Below are 15,701 nucleotides of genomic sequence, written 5' to 3'. Positions count from 1 at the left end.
ATGGCTGAAAATGTATTAGAACTGCGAAATGTGGTGACTGCCTTTGATACCGAAGGCGGCCAGTTAGTAGCGGTGGATGGAGTGTCATTTTCCGTGCCGGCAGGCAAGACGGTGGGCATTGTTGGAGAGAGTGGCTGCGGTAAATCCGTCACCGCCATGTCGATCGTCCAGCTGCTGCCTCAGCCAGCTGGAACGATTCTAGCAGGTGAGGTGAACTTTTGTGGCGAAGACTTATTAAAGGCCGATCACGAGAGGCTGTATGAAGTGCGTGGTGGGGAGATTGGCGTGATTTTCCAAGAGCCGATGACCGCGCTGAACCCAGTGCACCGCATTGGCAAGCAGCTCAGTGAGTCGTTGATATTGCACCTCGGGCTGGATAAAAAAGCGGCGTGGGCACGTTCTATCGAGCTTTTAGAAATGGTTGGCATCCCATCGCCTGAGCTTCGTGTTAGTGATTACCCTCACCAGCTCTCAGGCGGCATGCGCCAGCGTGTAGTGATCGCTATTGCGCTGGCATGCAACCCGAAGTTAGTGATCGCCGATGAACCGACCACGGCGCTGGATGTGACCGTGCAGGCGCAGATTCTTGAGCTGCTCAGCCAGCTGCAAAAAGACCAAGGCATGAGTGTGATTCTAATCACTCATGACCTCGGTGTGATTGCCGAAAGCTGTGACGAGGTGGTGGTGATGTACGGTGGTCGCGTGGTTGAGCAGGCGAGTGTTTACGACTTATTTGCCAATCCTCGGCACGCCTATACGCAGGGATTGTTAGCGTCCATCCCACGGCTGGATACACCGCGTAAGAGTGTATTAAAAACGATCCCCGGAAATGTGGCTAGCATTGATGAATTTGTTCCTGGCTGTCGATTCTGCCAGCGAATGGAACGCACTGGAGAAACGCTAACAAATCGTGCTGATTTTATAGAAATAGCACCTCGTCATTGGGTAGAAAACTGCCCGCTGTGTGTGCAAGAGCAAGGAGGCCATGATGAATAATGAGGAAGGTGATAGATGCCTATTACAGCTGGATGATTTGAAAATGCATTTCCCGCTGCGCGGTGGTATTTTTCTAACGAAGTCAGGTGCCTGTAAGGCGGTGGATGGAATTTCTCTGAGCCTGAAAAAAGGTGAAACCTTAGGTATTGTTGGTGAGTCTGGCTGTGGCAAGTCGACTCTAGGCAAAGCCATCGTTAGGCTTTACGAGCCAACCGCTGGAAAGGTTGCCATCAATGGCCAAGACATCACCAAGATGAGCCAGCGCCAGCTGAGACCGCTGCGTCGTCAGTTTCAGATGATGTTTCAGGATCCAGCTGAGTCTCTCAATCCGCGCATGAGTGTGGGAGAGATTGTTGCCGAGCCGTTAGTGATTCAGAACATTGGTAATGCGCAGAGCCGCCGCGAGCAGGTGCTTAGTTTGCTCAATCGAGTCGGTCTATCAGAGTCTGCAGTGGATCGCTTTCCGTTCGAATTTTCCGGTGGTCAACGTCAGCGTATTGGTATTGCTAGAGCGTTAGCGCTGAAGCCAGAATTGATAGTTTTGGATGAGCCAGTTTCCGCGCTGGATGTTTCTGTGCAGAGCCAAGTTCTCAACCTCCTGCTAGAGCTGCAGGAGGAATTTGGACTGTCTTATGTTTTCATTGCTCACGATTTAGCGGTGGTGAAACATATCTCAGATCGTGTAGCTGTAATGTATTTGGGCAAAATTGTTGAGCTAGCAGATGCCGATACCATTTATAAAAATCCTAAACATGCCTATACCAAGGCCTTGATTGCGGCGATTCCGGTGCCGGATCCAGCTGCGCGTCAGCAGCGAGAGGTATTAGGTGGTGATGTGCCGTCGCCTATCAATCCACCAGCTGGAAGTGCTTTTGGCCATAGGCTTAACCACCCACGCTATGAAGAAAGCATTGGCTTAGACTTATCTCTGGTAGAAATTGAACCGGGTCACTGGGTGGCTGCGGATCCTTGTTGTCTGGAAGATGAGGATTACCAGCGGGCTCGTCAGCTAGCGGATAGCCAATGAGCCAGAGAGATAGTGGACATCGCGGCATTTTAACTCTAGCAACAGGATAACAAGCTTGGAGTGTGCCTAGAAATTGGCCATAAAGGAGTGGTGTCAGGGCTAGAACAAAAACCAGTCATCATCAAAGTACGTGATTTGCACCAACGTTTTGGTGAGCATCACGTGCTCAAAGGTGTCGACCTCGATGTCTATCAGGGGGAGACGCTGGTGCTGCTAGGTACTTCAGGGGGCGGCAAATCGGTGCTCATGAAGCACATGTTAGGTTTGATGCAGCCATGGAAGGGCACGGTGGAAGTGGATGGTGTTGATATTTCCAGAATGAATGAGCGCCAGCTAGCAGCCGTGCGCACTAAGATGGGCATGTTATTTCAAAATGGCGCTTTGTTTGACTCCATGAGCGTGGGCGGTAATATTGCCTTTGCCATGCAAGAAGCTGGCGTCAAAGATCAGGACGAAATGGATAGACGTGTGGCTGAAGTGCTAGAGATTGTTAATCTCGGTGGCCAGCAGGAGAAAATGCCCTCCGATCTATCTGGAGGTATGCGCAAGCGTGTTGCGCTTGCTAGGGCGATTGTGACCCACCCAGCCTGCGTGCTCTACGATGAACCACACGCTGGCCTAGACCCGGTCACCGCGGATACTATCGACCACCTCATCAAGTGCCTGCAGCATACCCATAAGATGACTAACGTGGTGGTCACTCACGAGATGCGCTCGGTTTTCCGCATTGCTGATCGTGTGGTTTATATGAAAAAAGGCGAAGTCTACTGGCAGGGGACGCCAGCTGAGTTAGAGGCTTCAGAGGATGCCGAGCTCAAAGCCTTTGTCACCGGCGATTCCGGTCTCGGCTGGGATCAGGAAAAGTCGTGTCCGGCGGGGTGATTTTGCTATCAGCTAGGTGTGTGGCTGATTTGAGCAGATTTGAATGTGTGGTCTCGACAGCGATCTAACTTTCCTGTAATGCTAGTGCCAATGATCGAGCTTGTTTTCGAAACGATGATTCCCTGCGGGTGGCTGAAGTTTTCTGACCAAAATGGGGCTGAATATGTCTGCGTGACTACGGACTCGTTTAATGGTCGACTGTGCTCGTTAGATGAGAATGGTGAGGTAGTTAGCATTCTGGATGGCTCGCAATACCGTCTCATGACCGACTCGTGTGAAGAAGGGTATATCAGGGCCGATCAATTCTTTGACGAGATGTAGGTTCATACATTTAGTTGTGAAATGAACATGCAGTTGTAAGCTATCGATAGCTGAATCATGCTAAACTTGTTTTTATGTCACTTTATTCACAAAGGTCATAATGTTTTCACCTTAAGGTGCTTGCCATTTTTTATGGATGGGGCTCATCAGAAGGATTAAAACTAACGGTTGACCGGCTTGATCGTTTTTACTATAGAGCGTTTAAATCGCATATGAAAACTGTCGCCGCGTCATCTCTAGTTAGTTTATTGGGCATTGTTTGTGTCTATGGATTCACCGATTCTGATGCTGATGGCATGGATGATGTGTGGGAGCAGGTGGTGGTGGATGGCTCGGCTGATCTCGATTCTATTGAGGATTTCTTGGCTGAAGGTGATTTAGATCTTGATGGTGTTAGTAATAAGGCGGAGTTTCTAGCCGGATCTCACCCTGATGATTTTTACTCAGGAGGGAATGTATCTTGGCCTGCCGAATCCATCATTCATTGGTATAGGACAGATTTAGTAGATTTTAATTCTGAGAATCAGCCTGATGGTAGTTCATTAAATGCTTGGGGAGATGTTGGTAGTGCTGGCCTAGCAATGAACCAAGAAAATATCGATCAAGCGCCAGTTATCGAGAATGCTGTATTTAATGGTCAACCTGGTATTAAGTTTGACTCTAATGATAAGTTGTTAGGGTCGGTGTCTGATGTCGATATATTAACTCCGCAGATAGATGGTTTTACCCTGTTTGGCGTTTTTCGGCCTGATGTGATACCTACCGCGAAGCACGGGGCTTTATTGACTAATGAGACTAGTAAATATGCCTCCGCAAATCCCTCTGGTTTCCGCATGGCGGTGACTACCTATGGTTATTTTTCAATGTGGTCTACTGAGAGCGGTGGCAACCTCACTTTGGCTTGTCCTAATGATGTAGTAGCTGGTGAGCCATTTCAATTTACTGTTCGTTATGAAGGGGCTGAACCCAGCGACCTGACTGAGCTCTATATGGATGGAGAAATTGTCACTAGCCTTAGTGGCAAAACGATTATTGGGAACAAAAATGCGTTCTGGATGAATGCGATTGGGGGGAAACAATCTCAAGTTGGAGCATGGGGTGAATTGATTATTATTAATCGATCATTAAGCCATTCGGAAACCAAGTTGGTTAATGATTATCTGAGTGGTAAATTATTGGGTGAGGGGCCTTTGGCTGGAGATCGTGATAACAATGGGATTCCCGATTGGGCTCAGGTTGAGGAATTTGGCAGCAGACTATTTCATCCTACCGATAAAGATGGCGACGGTATCGATGATGCTTGGGAGTTGGCATTACTCAATGGTCCAGGAGGAGAGGCTTACTCTAGCATTACTCAGATTGGAGCGGGCTCGGATTTTGATGGCGATGGCATGAATGACCTCGATGAATATAACTTAGGCAAGATCGCCAGCTACGCTGATGCGGATGTGTCCATCTATGTGGATGGCGATAACGGCAATGATGCCCTTGATGGACGAAGTGCTCAGGCGGGCTGGCCAGATCCAGCGACAGGTCCATTGCTAACTATAGGCGCTGCCACAAATCAAGCTGAGGATGGGCAGAGCATTTTATTGATAGGTTCAGCTAACGCGTATCAACAAAGCGTGATCAAACCTGCAGGAAAGCATCTTAAACTACGAGTCTATGGCAATGCAGTTCTGAAAGGAACATCAATAGACTAGCAAGCAGCCAAATCTAAAAAAATTTAAAACTAACAAAGGATATGAAAATGAATCATGCCATCATGGCTTCCTTGTTCTTGGGAGCTTCAACAGGTGCAGTTATTTCGCAGGATAAGTTAACGGTTGAGTCAGATCTAGAGGTGACTGGGAAAGCTACAGTACAAGGATCAGAAGTAGTAACTGAAGATTCGGCAACGAGTCTGTTATCTAGCCAATTCGTAGCGATTCCAGATAGTGGCAGAGTACGCGTAGGTACAGCCTTTGAGGTGCGGCCTGCTAGTCAAGCAGCGAACAATGTTTATGCGACGAGTATGGCGGTGGGCTATAATAGCCATGCTTCATATAATTCTTTTGTTCAAGGTTTCAGTAACTACGCCCACGACAGCTCCTTAGCTTCAGGAGTAGGCAACTTTAGCAAGAACATCAGTGCGGTATTTGGTTGGAATAATAATGTCAATGAGGAGGCAGAAGGCCAATACCCTAGACACTCCCTGGCCTCTGGTCACAATAACTACATTTTGGGAAGTAGTTCATTTGCTACCGGAACATCAAATACTTTGCAGGCTTACAATGCTTCAGTCTTAGGTAGTTTACTAATGAATACTTCCTATAGTTCTACCGCCGTCGGCCAGTATAACTACGATTTTTCAACAGTGATCGAAGATGAAGACGATACTAATGATGGGAATCGTAATTGGTATGATTTGGATGCTCTGTTTACCGTGGGTAATGGATCATCATCAAGCACAAGGACAAATGCGGTGACGACCTATAAAAATGGCCAAACAACGCTAACAAATAAGGCGTGGAAAACGGATATAGACGCTGCAGATTTGGTGCCAGCAGCTCCTACTGATGTAGCGGATACTACGGCTTTGGTGGTTGAGGGAGATACTTTGCTCCGAGGTGGAGTTAGGTTGGAGAAAGCCCAAGGCGATATCTCCATGGGAGCCTTTGGTCCAGCCGAGTAGTTTAGTTAGCCATTATTTTTGTTATTTTTCAAGGCGCATGAGCTGCGCCTTTGTCACCCTTTTTGTTGTTAATTTCAACGCCCATACACACAAATATGAACTTCTTTAGAGGTAGTTTTCTGCGTCAATTCATTGTTAGTACGCAAGTTTTTCTCATGCTTTATCTGGCCACTGTAGGTTTCCAGCCGCAGTTGTTTGCCCAGCAGAGCACGTATTTTCCTGAGTGGTGGGGTGACCGTGGCGTGGTGGAGAAAGATGAAAATGCTGAGCTCAATTACGCTTTGGCTAACACAGGTCAGCTGAAATGGGTGGCGACACAAGCACATAAAGAACTACAGGCGATCATGCCTGATGGCGTAGAGCTGCCCTTCCATGTGGATGATTTATTTGCTCCGCCAATGCAGCCATACGAGGATGGTTATGACGAGTGGTTAGCTGAAAACCATGCGCCGGTGGCTCTGGGGCAAATCAAGGCCGTGGCCAAACCATTTTATGATTTTGTCAATGTTCTCAGCCCTGCCTGGACTACAGCTCAGCTTCAGCAGCACGAGGCATCAAGGCATCAGGCTACGGCTCAGCACGCAGCTGATTACGAATATACAGAAAATGGTGTCTATCCATGGGACCCTGATTCAGCTATGGATGTCAATATGCAGCTGGCTAACATTGGCCAGCTGAAGGCGGTATTTGCACTTAGGTTCCGTTCAGACAATGAAACTGAAAAAGACGGTCTGCCTGATCTGTTTGAGTATGCTTTGTTAGCGTTTCACCCTGACTTTGCAGGGGTCTCTTCTATTGCGGATATCACATGGAATAGCGTGGATGCTTTTGTTGGCATCGTGGATGCTGAGGGTAACTCTCGCCCAACATCGGCCACATTACCGTTCTCTGGTTTGGCTTCTGCTTCGGCTTCAGTAGCTAGCCTTCTCAGCGAGCACGAGCCTATCGGTGGTGTTGGTGGTAGTTTTTCTGTTGGTGGAGATGGCTCAGCTAACTACACCATTCCTATCGAAATACCTAAAGGAACTGCCGGGGTTGAGCCATCAATCGCGATTACTTATAATAGCCAAGGTGGCAATGGTGAGTTAGGCATTGGTTTTGGTTTGGCTGGATTGCAGCGAGTCACCCGCGGTGGCTCTACGTTCTATAAAGATGGTTTTGTCGATGGCGTGGATTTTGATGAACATGATCGCTTTTATCTCGATGGAGAAAAACTCATCTGCATCGAGGGAACTTACGGCGCAGATGGCTCTGTCTATCAAACAGAAAATGATAGTTATGCACACATCCAGCTGATGCGTGAAGGGCACCAGTGGTGGCAGGTGAGAACCAAAGCTGGGCTGACGATTGAACTAGGCCGTTGTCTGAGTTCATGCCCTGGCTCCACCGGCTCTGAGCCATTGGTTTGGTCAGTTAATAAGGTCACAGATAACATGGGCAATTACTATCAGGTGATCTACAGCCCTGGTGAAAACACCTATGGTCCACTAGATTATCATCTCAGTAAAATTCTCTACACGGGTAAAGATGGCGGCCACGCTCCCTACAACAGCATTGTATTCAATTGGGAGTCTAGAGAAGACATCTCCGAAGGTTATCTAGCAGGTGAGAAGGTCGCTACCTCAGAGCGTCTGACCTCAATCGACGTCAATTCTTTTGGTTGCCTGCTTCATAGCTACGAGCTGAGTTACCAATATAGCCCGCAGTCGAATCGCTCACAGCTAGTATCTATCAACCAACGCGCCTTTGATGGTTCTTACCTGAAAAACCCATTAGAGTTCACTTGGGCTACCGATGAACTGAAGGGAAAATTCCAAGGTGCAGGAAGTATGTGGCAAGACGTGGGGGATATGTTTAATTTACCTCAACTTGAAAAGGCAGATCATACTTTAAATTCACAGTTTATCGATACTGATGCCGATGGAGCCATTGATATAGTTAGGTATCGTGCGGACACAAGGATGATGGATATCTTTGACCGGTACGAGTCAAATAGTTTCAAGGGCACGGCTTCATCTAGTGTCTTATACTGTGAGCAATATAATGATTTAGCCTATTTTCTAGATCTGCCCCAGCGCCCTGATGTGGCAGACCTAGATGGCGATGGCATACCGGAATTTATGATGCGTAAGAATTACGCAGTTCGCGAATCTGGCCAGTATGAAGAGGTGAACGGTGAATTCGTGAAGCTGTATAATCATTATAAGTTTTTACGAGCCGGTGAGAGAATTGTTAAATCAAATGGTCAAGGTGGTTATACGAACATCCAAAATATTGGTCGTTCTGACTTTTCAGAAAGTGCTGCGTACACAAGTCTCGATTATCTGTTTCCCCCTCGGATAATGGTTCGCCACTCGCGTAAATTAAAAGTGGATGAGGCAGATGGAATTGGATCGACAACTCCGAATATTGCTAACAATTGGTTGATTGCGGATTTGGATGGTAATGGACTTGTAGACATCAATGCTAGTGCGACTAATGATTCATCAGCTGGTAGTAATTATAGAGTTATGCAGGTCTGCACAGCTCCATATAGACTCGTTAGTGAACAGTCTGTTCTACTAAGCCAATCAGATACGAATCATTGGGAGTTTAATAAGAGAGGGTATAACTATTCTTATGGATACGTTGATGAATACCCTAACCTCCCTGTCTCAGGTGTAGCACCGTTCAATAGTAGCACAAATACAGGAAAACGAGTTGTTGATATCAATGGAGATGGGCTCCCTGATGTCATTAATGCAAAAAGGGATCAAACTAAGGAGGTTTGGTTGAATCGAAAAGATCTCTATCGTCAGCGGAATGGCGTGACGCGCCAAGTCCATTGGGATAGGGGCGGATATTGGTGGCCTGTCGGTGAATATTTAGCTAACGATACGGGCAAAGAAATTGGCCATGAACTGATGGACATTAACGGAGATGGATTGCCAGATCTCGTGATCGCTGCTGAGACGAGTGGCTGGATGGCTGGATGGTACGCGAGAACCTATCTTAATACAGGTACGGGATGGGAAAAGGTGGCTGATGTCAATTTCACTTCTATGGATTGGAAATCACAGGGTATGGATAACATTTTGGCTGCAAACCCATGGATGCTTCCTGTGCCTATGGCCTGTAAAGATTCAGCGGTTCAATCAGGGGCCGAGAATACTCAAAGAGGCCTTGAGTTTGTGGATGTGAATGGCGATGGTCTTGTCGACGTTCTTTATGGGACTCGGCCCGTAACCAGCCAGCCGTTGGGGCATGAACCTGCATGTTATATTAATACTGGGCGTGGATTTGTTAAAGACAATCGTTGGCTATTACCTCAGCGTATTTTTCATACTACGGATCAATACAAAAAGGGACAGCGGCAAGTACGTATGGTAGATATTGATGGTGACGGCTTTGTTGACGTCATTAAAAACCCATACAGTGCATCCCCTACTGTTTCGCTCAACCGCTCCAAGCCTGAACACATTACCAAAATCGTAGATGGCAGCTTGGCCGAGCTGAAAATCAATTACGATAGGATGAATAATCCTGAGCGAGATGATAGTGCCAATACTTTCTTTGCTAAAACCTATACCAAAGGCGTCATCAATCCTGCTGAGACCAAGGCCGGATTAGTTCGTGTTGTGGCGCCTAGTTATTTGGTTGCTAGCTACGAAACTACCAATGGCGTGGGCGCCAGCAAATTGGTTTCCCATCAGTATGGTGAGCGTCGATTTGACCGCATCAATGAAGTGGACCTAGGTTTCCTCTGGACGGCTGTGCAAACAGAAGAAATCAATAGTGAAGGAAATTATGCCCGATCTGCGCTCAGCCTCACGCGCTATAGTCAGCAGTATCCATTCCATGGGAATCCTGTGGATAGCATGAGTTTTGTCTACCAGGGCTTAGAGGCTGTTCTTGTCGCTCGTGAAATCGCCGAATACCAGCAATTACCCTCGGTCTCAGGTGTCGGTGGGAAAATTCTCCGAGTCGCCCAGAAATCATCAACGAGCTATGATTATGCGACTCTAAAAGGTCTACAACCCTTTGATATGGCGAACTCGGCGCTGCATAATACGGCGCTGCCGTCGAATTATCAGTCGATATTAGGCATGGATGATAGCCGAGGATTTACCTTTGCTTCACATATGATCTCATGGAAAAAATCCGAAAACCTCGCATTCGACGCCAATGGTGAGCTGCTTCACACCCGGGTCACCTCGTCAGATGGATTCCAGGTCGATACGGTCAATACCTACGAAGAGCCAACCAAAACCGATGATAACTGGATCCTCGGACGTCTGACTACCTCCGAAGTGACCACCACCTACAGCGGCTCAGCCTCTGAGTACACATCGGAGAATTCATTCCTTACCCGTACGAGTTCCTTTACCTACTATCCAGCTGGCCACGCCAATGCGGGCATGCTGTATACCGAGACGGTAGAGCCAGGGCACGATGATGCGGTCACCACCAAGCACATCTACGACACCTTCGGCAACGAAGTAGAAACCATCAGCTCAGCAGCAGGTTTAGACCCACGCCGCACCATGAAGGTGGAATACGATGATAAAGGTCGCTACGCCATCAAGAGCTACGACATCTTCGACCGCGTCACCACCAGCACCTACGACAAATCTCGCTCACTGCTCACCTCCACCACGGATATCAATGGGCTAACCACCCGCAACTATTACGATGTCTGGGGCACATTGCTGCTTACTCGTGGACCTACAGGGCTAGAGGCTGCTAAGATCACCAAGTGGGCCAGTGGCAATCCATCTGGCGCGGGCGACGACCTACCAGAGATCCGCTTCATCAAGAAATCTCAGTCGAGCGGCAGCCCACCAGCTACCAAGTACTTAGATATTCTTGGCCGTCCCGTCCTTACCGAGGGGCTGGCGCTGCACACCGTATCTGGAGGCAGCTCTAATTATCGCACGGTATTCAGCCGTGTCATGTACGACCACCGAGGTCGTCCACACAAAAAATCCCTACCATTTGTTTCCGGCACCACTCCAGAGTGGGAAATCACTCATTACGACTTTGCTGGACGCGCCACATACACAATTACCCCAGATGGCAACTATAGCCGCTATGTTCACGAGTATGGTGATTCCATGCTAGATGTCGTTGGCTACCGCAAAGACGGTGACGGCGAGCAGAAGCAGATCAAGCGCTACAACGGACAGGGCAAGATGACCCAGGTTGAGGACAACGAGGGTAACGTCGTTGACTTCACCTACACCCTCGACAACAAACCCTACCAGAGTCTAGCACCAGGTGGTCATGTCATCACCACCACCACAGATATTTTTGGCAGAAAGCTCAGTATCGCAGACTCCGATGCCGGCACTTCATTCACCACCTACAATGCCTTTGGCGAAACCCTCACCAATACCGATGCTGCCGGCAATACAGGCAGCTTCACCTATGACATCGCAGGCCGTCAGCTGACGAGGACATTGAAAAATGCAGCGGGAGCTGTAGAAAGCTTCACCGAGTGGACCTACGACACCGCTCCGGGCGCTGGGCTAGGCCAGCTGCACAAGGTTTCTATGTATGCTAGCGAGGGCGGCGCGCTTCAGCACCAGTCCACTATGGAGTACGATCGCTTTGGCCGAGCGGTCAAAACCATCAAGTACTTTGACGGCGACTCTACCTATTCCTGTGTCAGCTACGATGACCTCGGCCGCACATATAAAGCCTCCAATGCTGGCGGATTTACCTTGCTCAACGAGTACGACCAATACGGAGCTAATATCGGTATTCGTGACTATCACACCGGCGAGCTCTACTGGCAGCCGCTTGAATTTGATGGCAAAGGCAACCTCGTTCACGAGAAGTTAGGCAATGGTGTCGAGCGCAAGCATACTTTCGACCATCAGCGTGGGCTGCTCACCCGTACCAAGGCGAATCATGGCGCTACCGAGATCCAGGACTTAGAGTACGCCTGGGATGACATGACTAACCTTGAGTGGCGCACCGACCACATCACCAGCCTAACGGAAAACTTTACCTATGATGCCATCAACCGTCTTCGCACGTCTCATGTTACTGGCGCTCAATCTTATCCAGTTCAGGAAACCACCTACACTGCGGATGGCTCGGGCAATATCGCCAGCAAGACAGGTGTCGGCTCCTATGACTACACGGATGCCTCCGGTCGCACCCATGCTGTCAGCGCCATCTCAGGTGGCGCTAAGAATCGCACTTATGAATACGATGCTAAAGGCCAGCTGACGGTAGAGCGCCGCAATGGCAACCTGCGCCGCGCCATCACTTGGGGCACCTTCTCTAAGCCGACTCTCATTCAGGAATACGGTGCGCCGGCGATGACTAGCATCGATGGCAGCTCCAGCTACGCCGCTGGTGATGTTTCCCACCGTTTTGAGTACGACGCCTCCATGGCGCGAGCCAAGCAGGTGATCAAGCGTGGCTCTAACCAGACCACCATCCTCTACCACGGGAGTTACGAGCAACACACCATCGAGCGCGATGGCAAGGCCAAGCGCACCGAGCATCGCCACTCTATTGGCGGCATCGCCATTAGGACTTATGTTGAAATCGAAGGCGACTCACAGCTTTACCAAAAAACCCGCTACCAGCTAGGTGACCACTTGGGATCCACCACCGCGGTACTTGATGATCAAGGCGCCATTCTCGAGCGCATGAGCTTTGACCCATGGGGCGGACGCCGTTCTGGCTGGGCACCAGCGGACTACGACAAACCAGTCCATTCATCCTACACCACCGCAGGTTTCACCGGTCACGAGATGCTCGACGACGTTAGCCTCGTGCACATGAATGGTCGTATCTACGACCCAGAGATTGGTCGGTTCCTATCCACCGATCCGCTGGTACAGGAACCAAGTTTCACCCAGAACTACAACCGCTATACCTATGTTCTGAACAACCCGCTCAACGCCACCGACCCTAGCGGATTCTCATGGCTGAGCAAGGCTTGGAAAGCTATTAAGAAAGCCTTTAAAGACATTGGTAAAGCCTTTAAGAGATTAGGCAAGTGGTTAAGTAATAATTGGCGTATGGTAGCAACGCTTGCGTTCACTGCGGTACTATTATTCTCTGGTATCGGGGCTTTAGCTATTTTTGCCAATAATCCGGTACTAGCAGGAGCTGCTAGTGGGGCTTTCAGCTCGGCTATTAATGGAGGCTCATTCAAGGATATAATAAAAGGAGCCTTTATCGGTGGGCTACAAGCTGGCTTGTCTGCTGGTCTAGCGCAGTTTGGGCCGGCTGCCGTAGCATCTGCTACCACCACATTGACGGCCTCAGTAAAAGCTCTGTCCGCCACAATTCATATATTGGGGCATGGTATTGTTGGGGGCGCGATGAGCGAGCTGCAGGGAGGATCGTTTAAAGATGGATTCGTTGGAGCAGCTGCCGGGGCAGCAGCTGGTTGGGTACCAGGTCTTCGCAATATGATGGAGGCTCCTAGTAATGCAGCTTTAGATGAGATGTCGACTGGTGAGGTTCTCATAGGGGTCGCCAAACGAACAACAATTGCTGCAGTTGTAGGAGGAACTGTCTCAGCGGCAACTGGAGGAAAGTTTGCGAATGCTGCTTATTCAGCAGGTTTCCAACACCTTTTTAATAGTGAGTCCAAATCTCTCAAGAAAATAGGAGACGTTCTGGTTATCGAGGCGGATAATCAAAATGACATAAAGCATGGACCGCGCAATCGAGGAAAGCCTCCAACTAAGAGGGGGGCTTCATGGTATGCTTTCGCTGGAGGCTCAGTAAAGGGCTTATCTGCGAATAAAGGTTATGTTTTGAAGATGATTAATTCTGGATATGATTACGTGAGATTCTCCTTGGTATCCTCCATGAGAAAAGAGCATTACGATAGCTATATGGCCGCTCATAGGCCTGGAAGGGGCGGGAGCTGCCTGATAACGGCCACTGATGGGAGAAAACAACCTTTCCAAGCCTCAAATGGTGAATGGGAAGTGATTAATAATGGGACATCAGTTAATGGTAATTTCAACATTATAGCACACGCAGCCAATGATTCTAAGAGTTTCCAGTATAATAGTTATACAGGTTATGAAACAGTTAAGAGCCAGTCGTCATGGGTTAGGGTTGAGCAAAGAGGATATACGAACAACGGCTTATTTGAAAGTCAGAGTGAGACGCAAATATCATGGATAAGACCAAGGTAAATAAGCAATAAAATATAAAGATTCCAGGAGCGCATTGCGCCAAATAGAATGACACCGAAGAAAACTACATTTGGTAGCTGAAGGAGGTTGTTGCGCCAGAAAGAATGACACCCAGATGAAAACATTATCTGGAATCATGAGTAAACAGAGTAAATTGGATTACATCGAGAGCTGTCGAGCTCGCTACCCTAGTCGAAATCGCGCGGGAAAAAGTGCGATGATAGATGAAGTCAGCGATACGTTAGGACTAGAGCGCAAACATACCATCAAGGTGCTCAATGGCCATGTTAGCCTTGGTCAAGAGGCTAAAAAACGAGGCGCCAAGCCCATTTATGGAGAGGCTGAGAAGCTGGTGATTGTTACTATTTGGAAATCATCCGAGCAGCCCTGCAGCACGCGTCTCAAGGAAATGCTTCCGCTATGGCTCAATAGCTATGAGCGACGGCACGGAAAGCTGGAGAGTAAAACGCGCCAGTTAGTATTGAGCTGCAGCTCTCGCCAGCTTGATAGAATAACCAAAGATCATCGAGCAGAAGGCTCGGGACGAATTGGGCGTAAAGTAGGCCGACGCAGCCATAGGATAAAGCAAAGCATAGAAATAAAGATTCCAGGAATCTTTTGAGGGGAACTCACTGATTATGTGCTATATTGGTGAGTATGAAAACTCCTCAATCAGCACAGAATCAGGAAGAACCAGCTGAAGTCGAGCCCTTGACTCCGCTGCAGCTAGCGGATTGTAAAACGGGTTTTTCTGGTGGTAATGCGGGCATGATATGTGCCGCACCTAGCGGTGGTCACGTGCGTATTGTTGGCGATCCACAGCATTCGTATTGTTACCACGTCATGAGTCGGACGACGGGTGGCAATAAAGATTCCAGGAATCTTTTGAGGGGAACTCACTGATTATGTGCTATATTGGTGAGTATGAAAACTCCTCAATCAGCACAGAATCAGGAAGAACCAGCTGAAGTCGAGCCCTTGACTCCGCTGCAGCTAGCGGATTGTAAAACGGGTTTTTCTGGTGGTAATGCGGGCATGATATGTGCCGCTCCAAGCGGTGGTCACGTGCGTATTGTTGGCGATCCACAGCATTCGTATTGTTACCACGTCATGAGCCGGACGACGGGTGGCGATTTCTTGTTTGGCGATCAGGAAAAGGAGGCATTTCTCAAGATCATGTGGCGGCAGGCAAGGTTCAGCGGTATTAAGATCCTGACTTATTGTATCATGGACAACCATTTCCACCTGTTGATCCGAGTGCCTAGCCGAGAAAAGTTTAACGCTAAATTCGAAGCCTACGAGTCGAAGGGAAGGTACGAGGAGCGTCCATCCCAGGCGTCCGAAGATGGTGAAGAACGATTGCTCGATCATTTGCGCACCCTGTACAGCAAAGCCTACGTCAATCAGCTGCGCGCCGAGTTGGCGCATATGCGAGCAAATGGCATGGCCCGTTACGCCGACGAGCAAATAGAGAAATTTAAAGCACGGTTTTGCAATCTTGAGATCTTTGTCAAAGAGCTCAAAGCACGCTATACGCGCTGGTTCAACAAAACCAAAGGGCGCAGCGGCACGCTGTGGATGGGCCGCGATAAAGATTCCAGGAATCTTTTGAGGGGAACTCACTGATTATGTGCTATATTGGTGA

Annotated in this window: 9 protein-coding genes; all 9 read left to right on the top strand. The window is 48.7% G+C overall.

Annotation, left to right across the window (positions count from 1 at the left end; all coding sequences use genetic code 11):
• The 9 genes from JIN82_RS15170 to JIN82_RS15130 all read left to right on the top strand — a co-directional run bounded on the left by JIN82_RS15170 (window position 1) and on the right by JIN82_RS15130 (window position 15,682).
• Complete coding sequence (locus JIN82_RS15170; RefSeq protein ID WP_200312512.1) at window positions 1–996, top strand: ABC transporter ATP-binding protein; 996 nt, start codon at window positions 1–3, stop codon at window positions 994–996.
• Complete coding sequence (locus JIN82_RS15165; protein WP_343221750.1) at window positions 989–2,023, top strand: ABC transporter ATP-binding protein; 1,035 nt, start codon at window positions 989–991, stop codon at window positions 2,021–2,023. Before JIN82_RS15170 ends, JIN82_RS15165 begins: the two co-directional genes overlap by 8 nt.
• A gap of 90 nt (window positions 2,024–2,113) precedes the next feature.
• Entirely contained in the window at window positions 2,114–2,905 is a 792-nt protein-coding gene (locus tag JIN82_RS15160) for an ABC transporter ATP-binding protein (RefSeq protein ID WP_200312511.1), read from the top strand.
• Window positions 2,906–3,342: 437 nt separating this feature from the next.
• On the top strand, window positions 3,343–4,929 hold the full coding sequence (locus JIN82_RS15155; protein ID WP_200312510.1) for a hypothetical protein: 1,587 nt from the start codon (window positions 3,343–3,345) through the stop codon (window positions 4,927–4,929).
• A gap of 62 nt (window positions 4,930–4,991) precedes the next feature.
• Window positions 4,992–5,900, top strand: coding sequence for a hypothetical protein (locus tag JIN82_RS15150; protein ID WP_200312509.1), 909 nt, complete (start codon window positions 4,992–4,994; stop codon window positions 5,898–5,900).
• A 95-nt stretch (window positions 5,901–5,995) separates the two neighbouring features.
• A complete protein-coding gene (locus tag JIN82_RS15145) occupies window positions 5,996–14,056 on the top strand; it encodes an RHS repeat-associated core domain-containing protein (protein WP_200312508.1) in 8,061 nt (2,686 codons plus the stop codon).
• A 115-nt stretch (window positions 14,057–14,171) separates the two neighbouring features.
• Window positions 14,172–14,678: a hypothetical protein gene (locus JIN82_RS15140; RefSeq protein WP_234042083.1), complete on the top strand. Its 507-nt coding sequence runs from the start codon at window positions 14,172–14,174 to the stop codon at window positions 14,676–14,678.
• 35 nt (window positions 14,679–14,713) lie between these two features.
• The gene (locus JIN82_RS15135) at window positions 14,714–14,959 is read left to right on the top strand and encodes a hypothetical protein (protein WP_200312506.1); all 246 of its coding nucleotides are present in this window, start codon (window positions 14,714–14,716) and stop codon (window positions 14,957–14,959) included.
• Between the two features lie 21 nt (window positions 14,960–14,980).
• On the top strand, window positions 14,981–15,682 hold the full coding sequence (locus tag JIN82_RS15130) for a transposase (protein WP_200312505.1): 702 nt from the start codon (window positions 14,981–14,983) through the stop codon (window positions 15,680–15,682).
• The last annotated feature ends 19 nt before the right edge of the window (window positions 15,683–15,701 follow it).

Source organism: Persicirhabdus sediminis (assembly GCF_016595495.1).
In the GTDB taxonomy this organism is placed as follows: Bacteria; Verrucomicrobiota; Verrucomicrobiia; order Verrucomicrobiales; family Akkermansiaceae; genus Persicirhabdus; species Persicirhabdus sediminis.
This window is presented reverse-complemented; position numbering and strand designations above follow the sequence as displayed.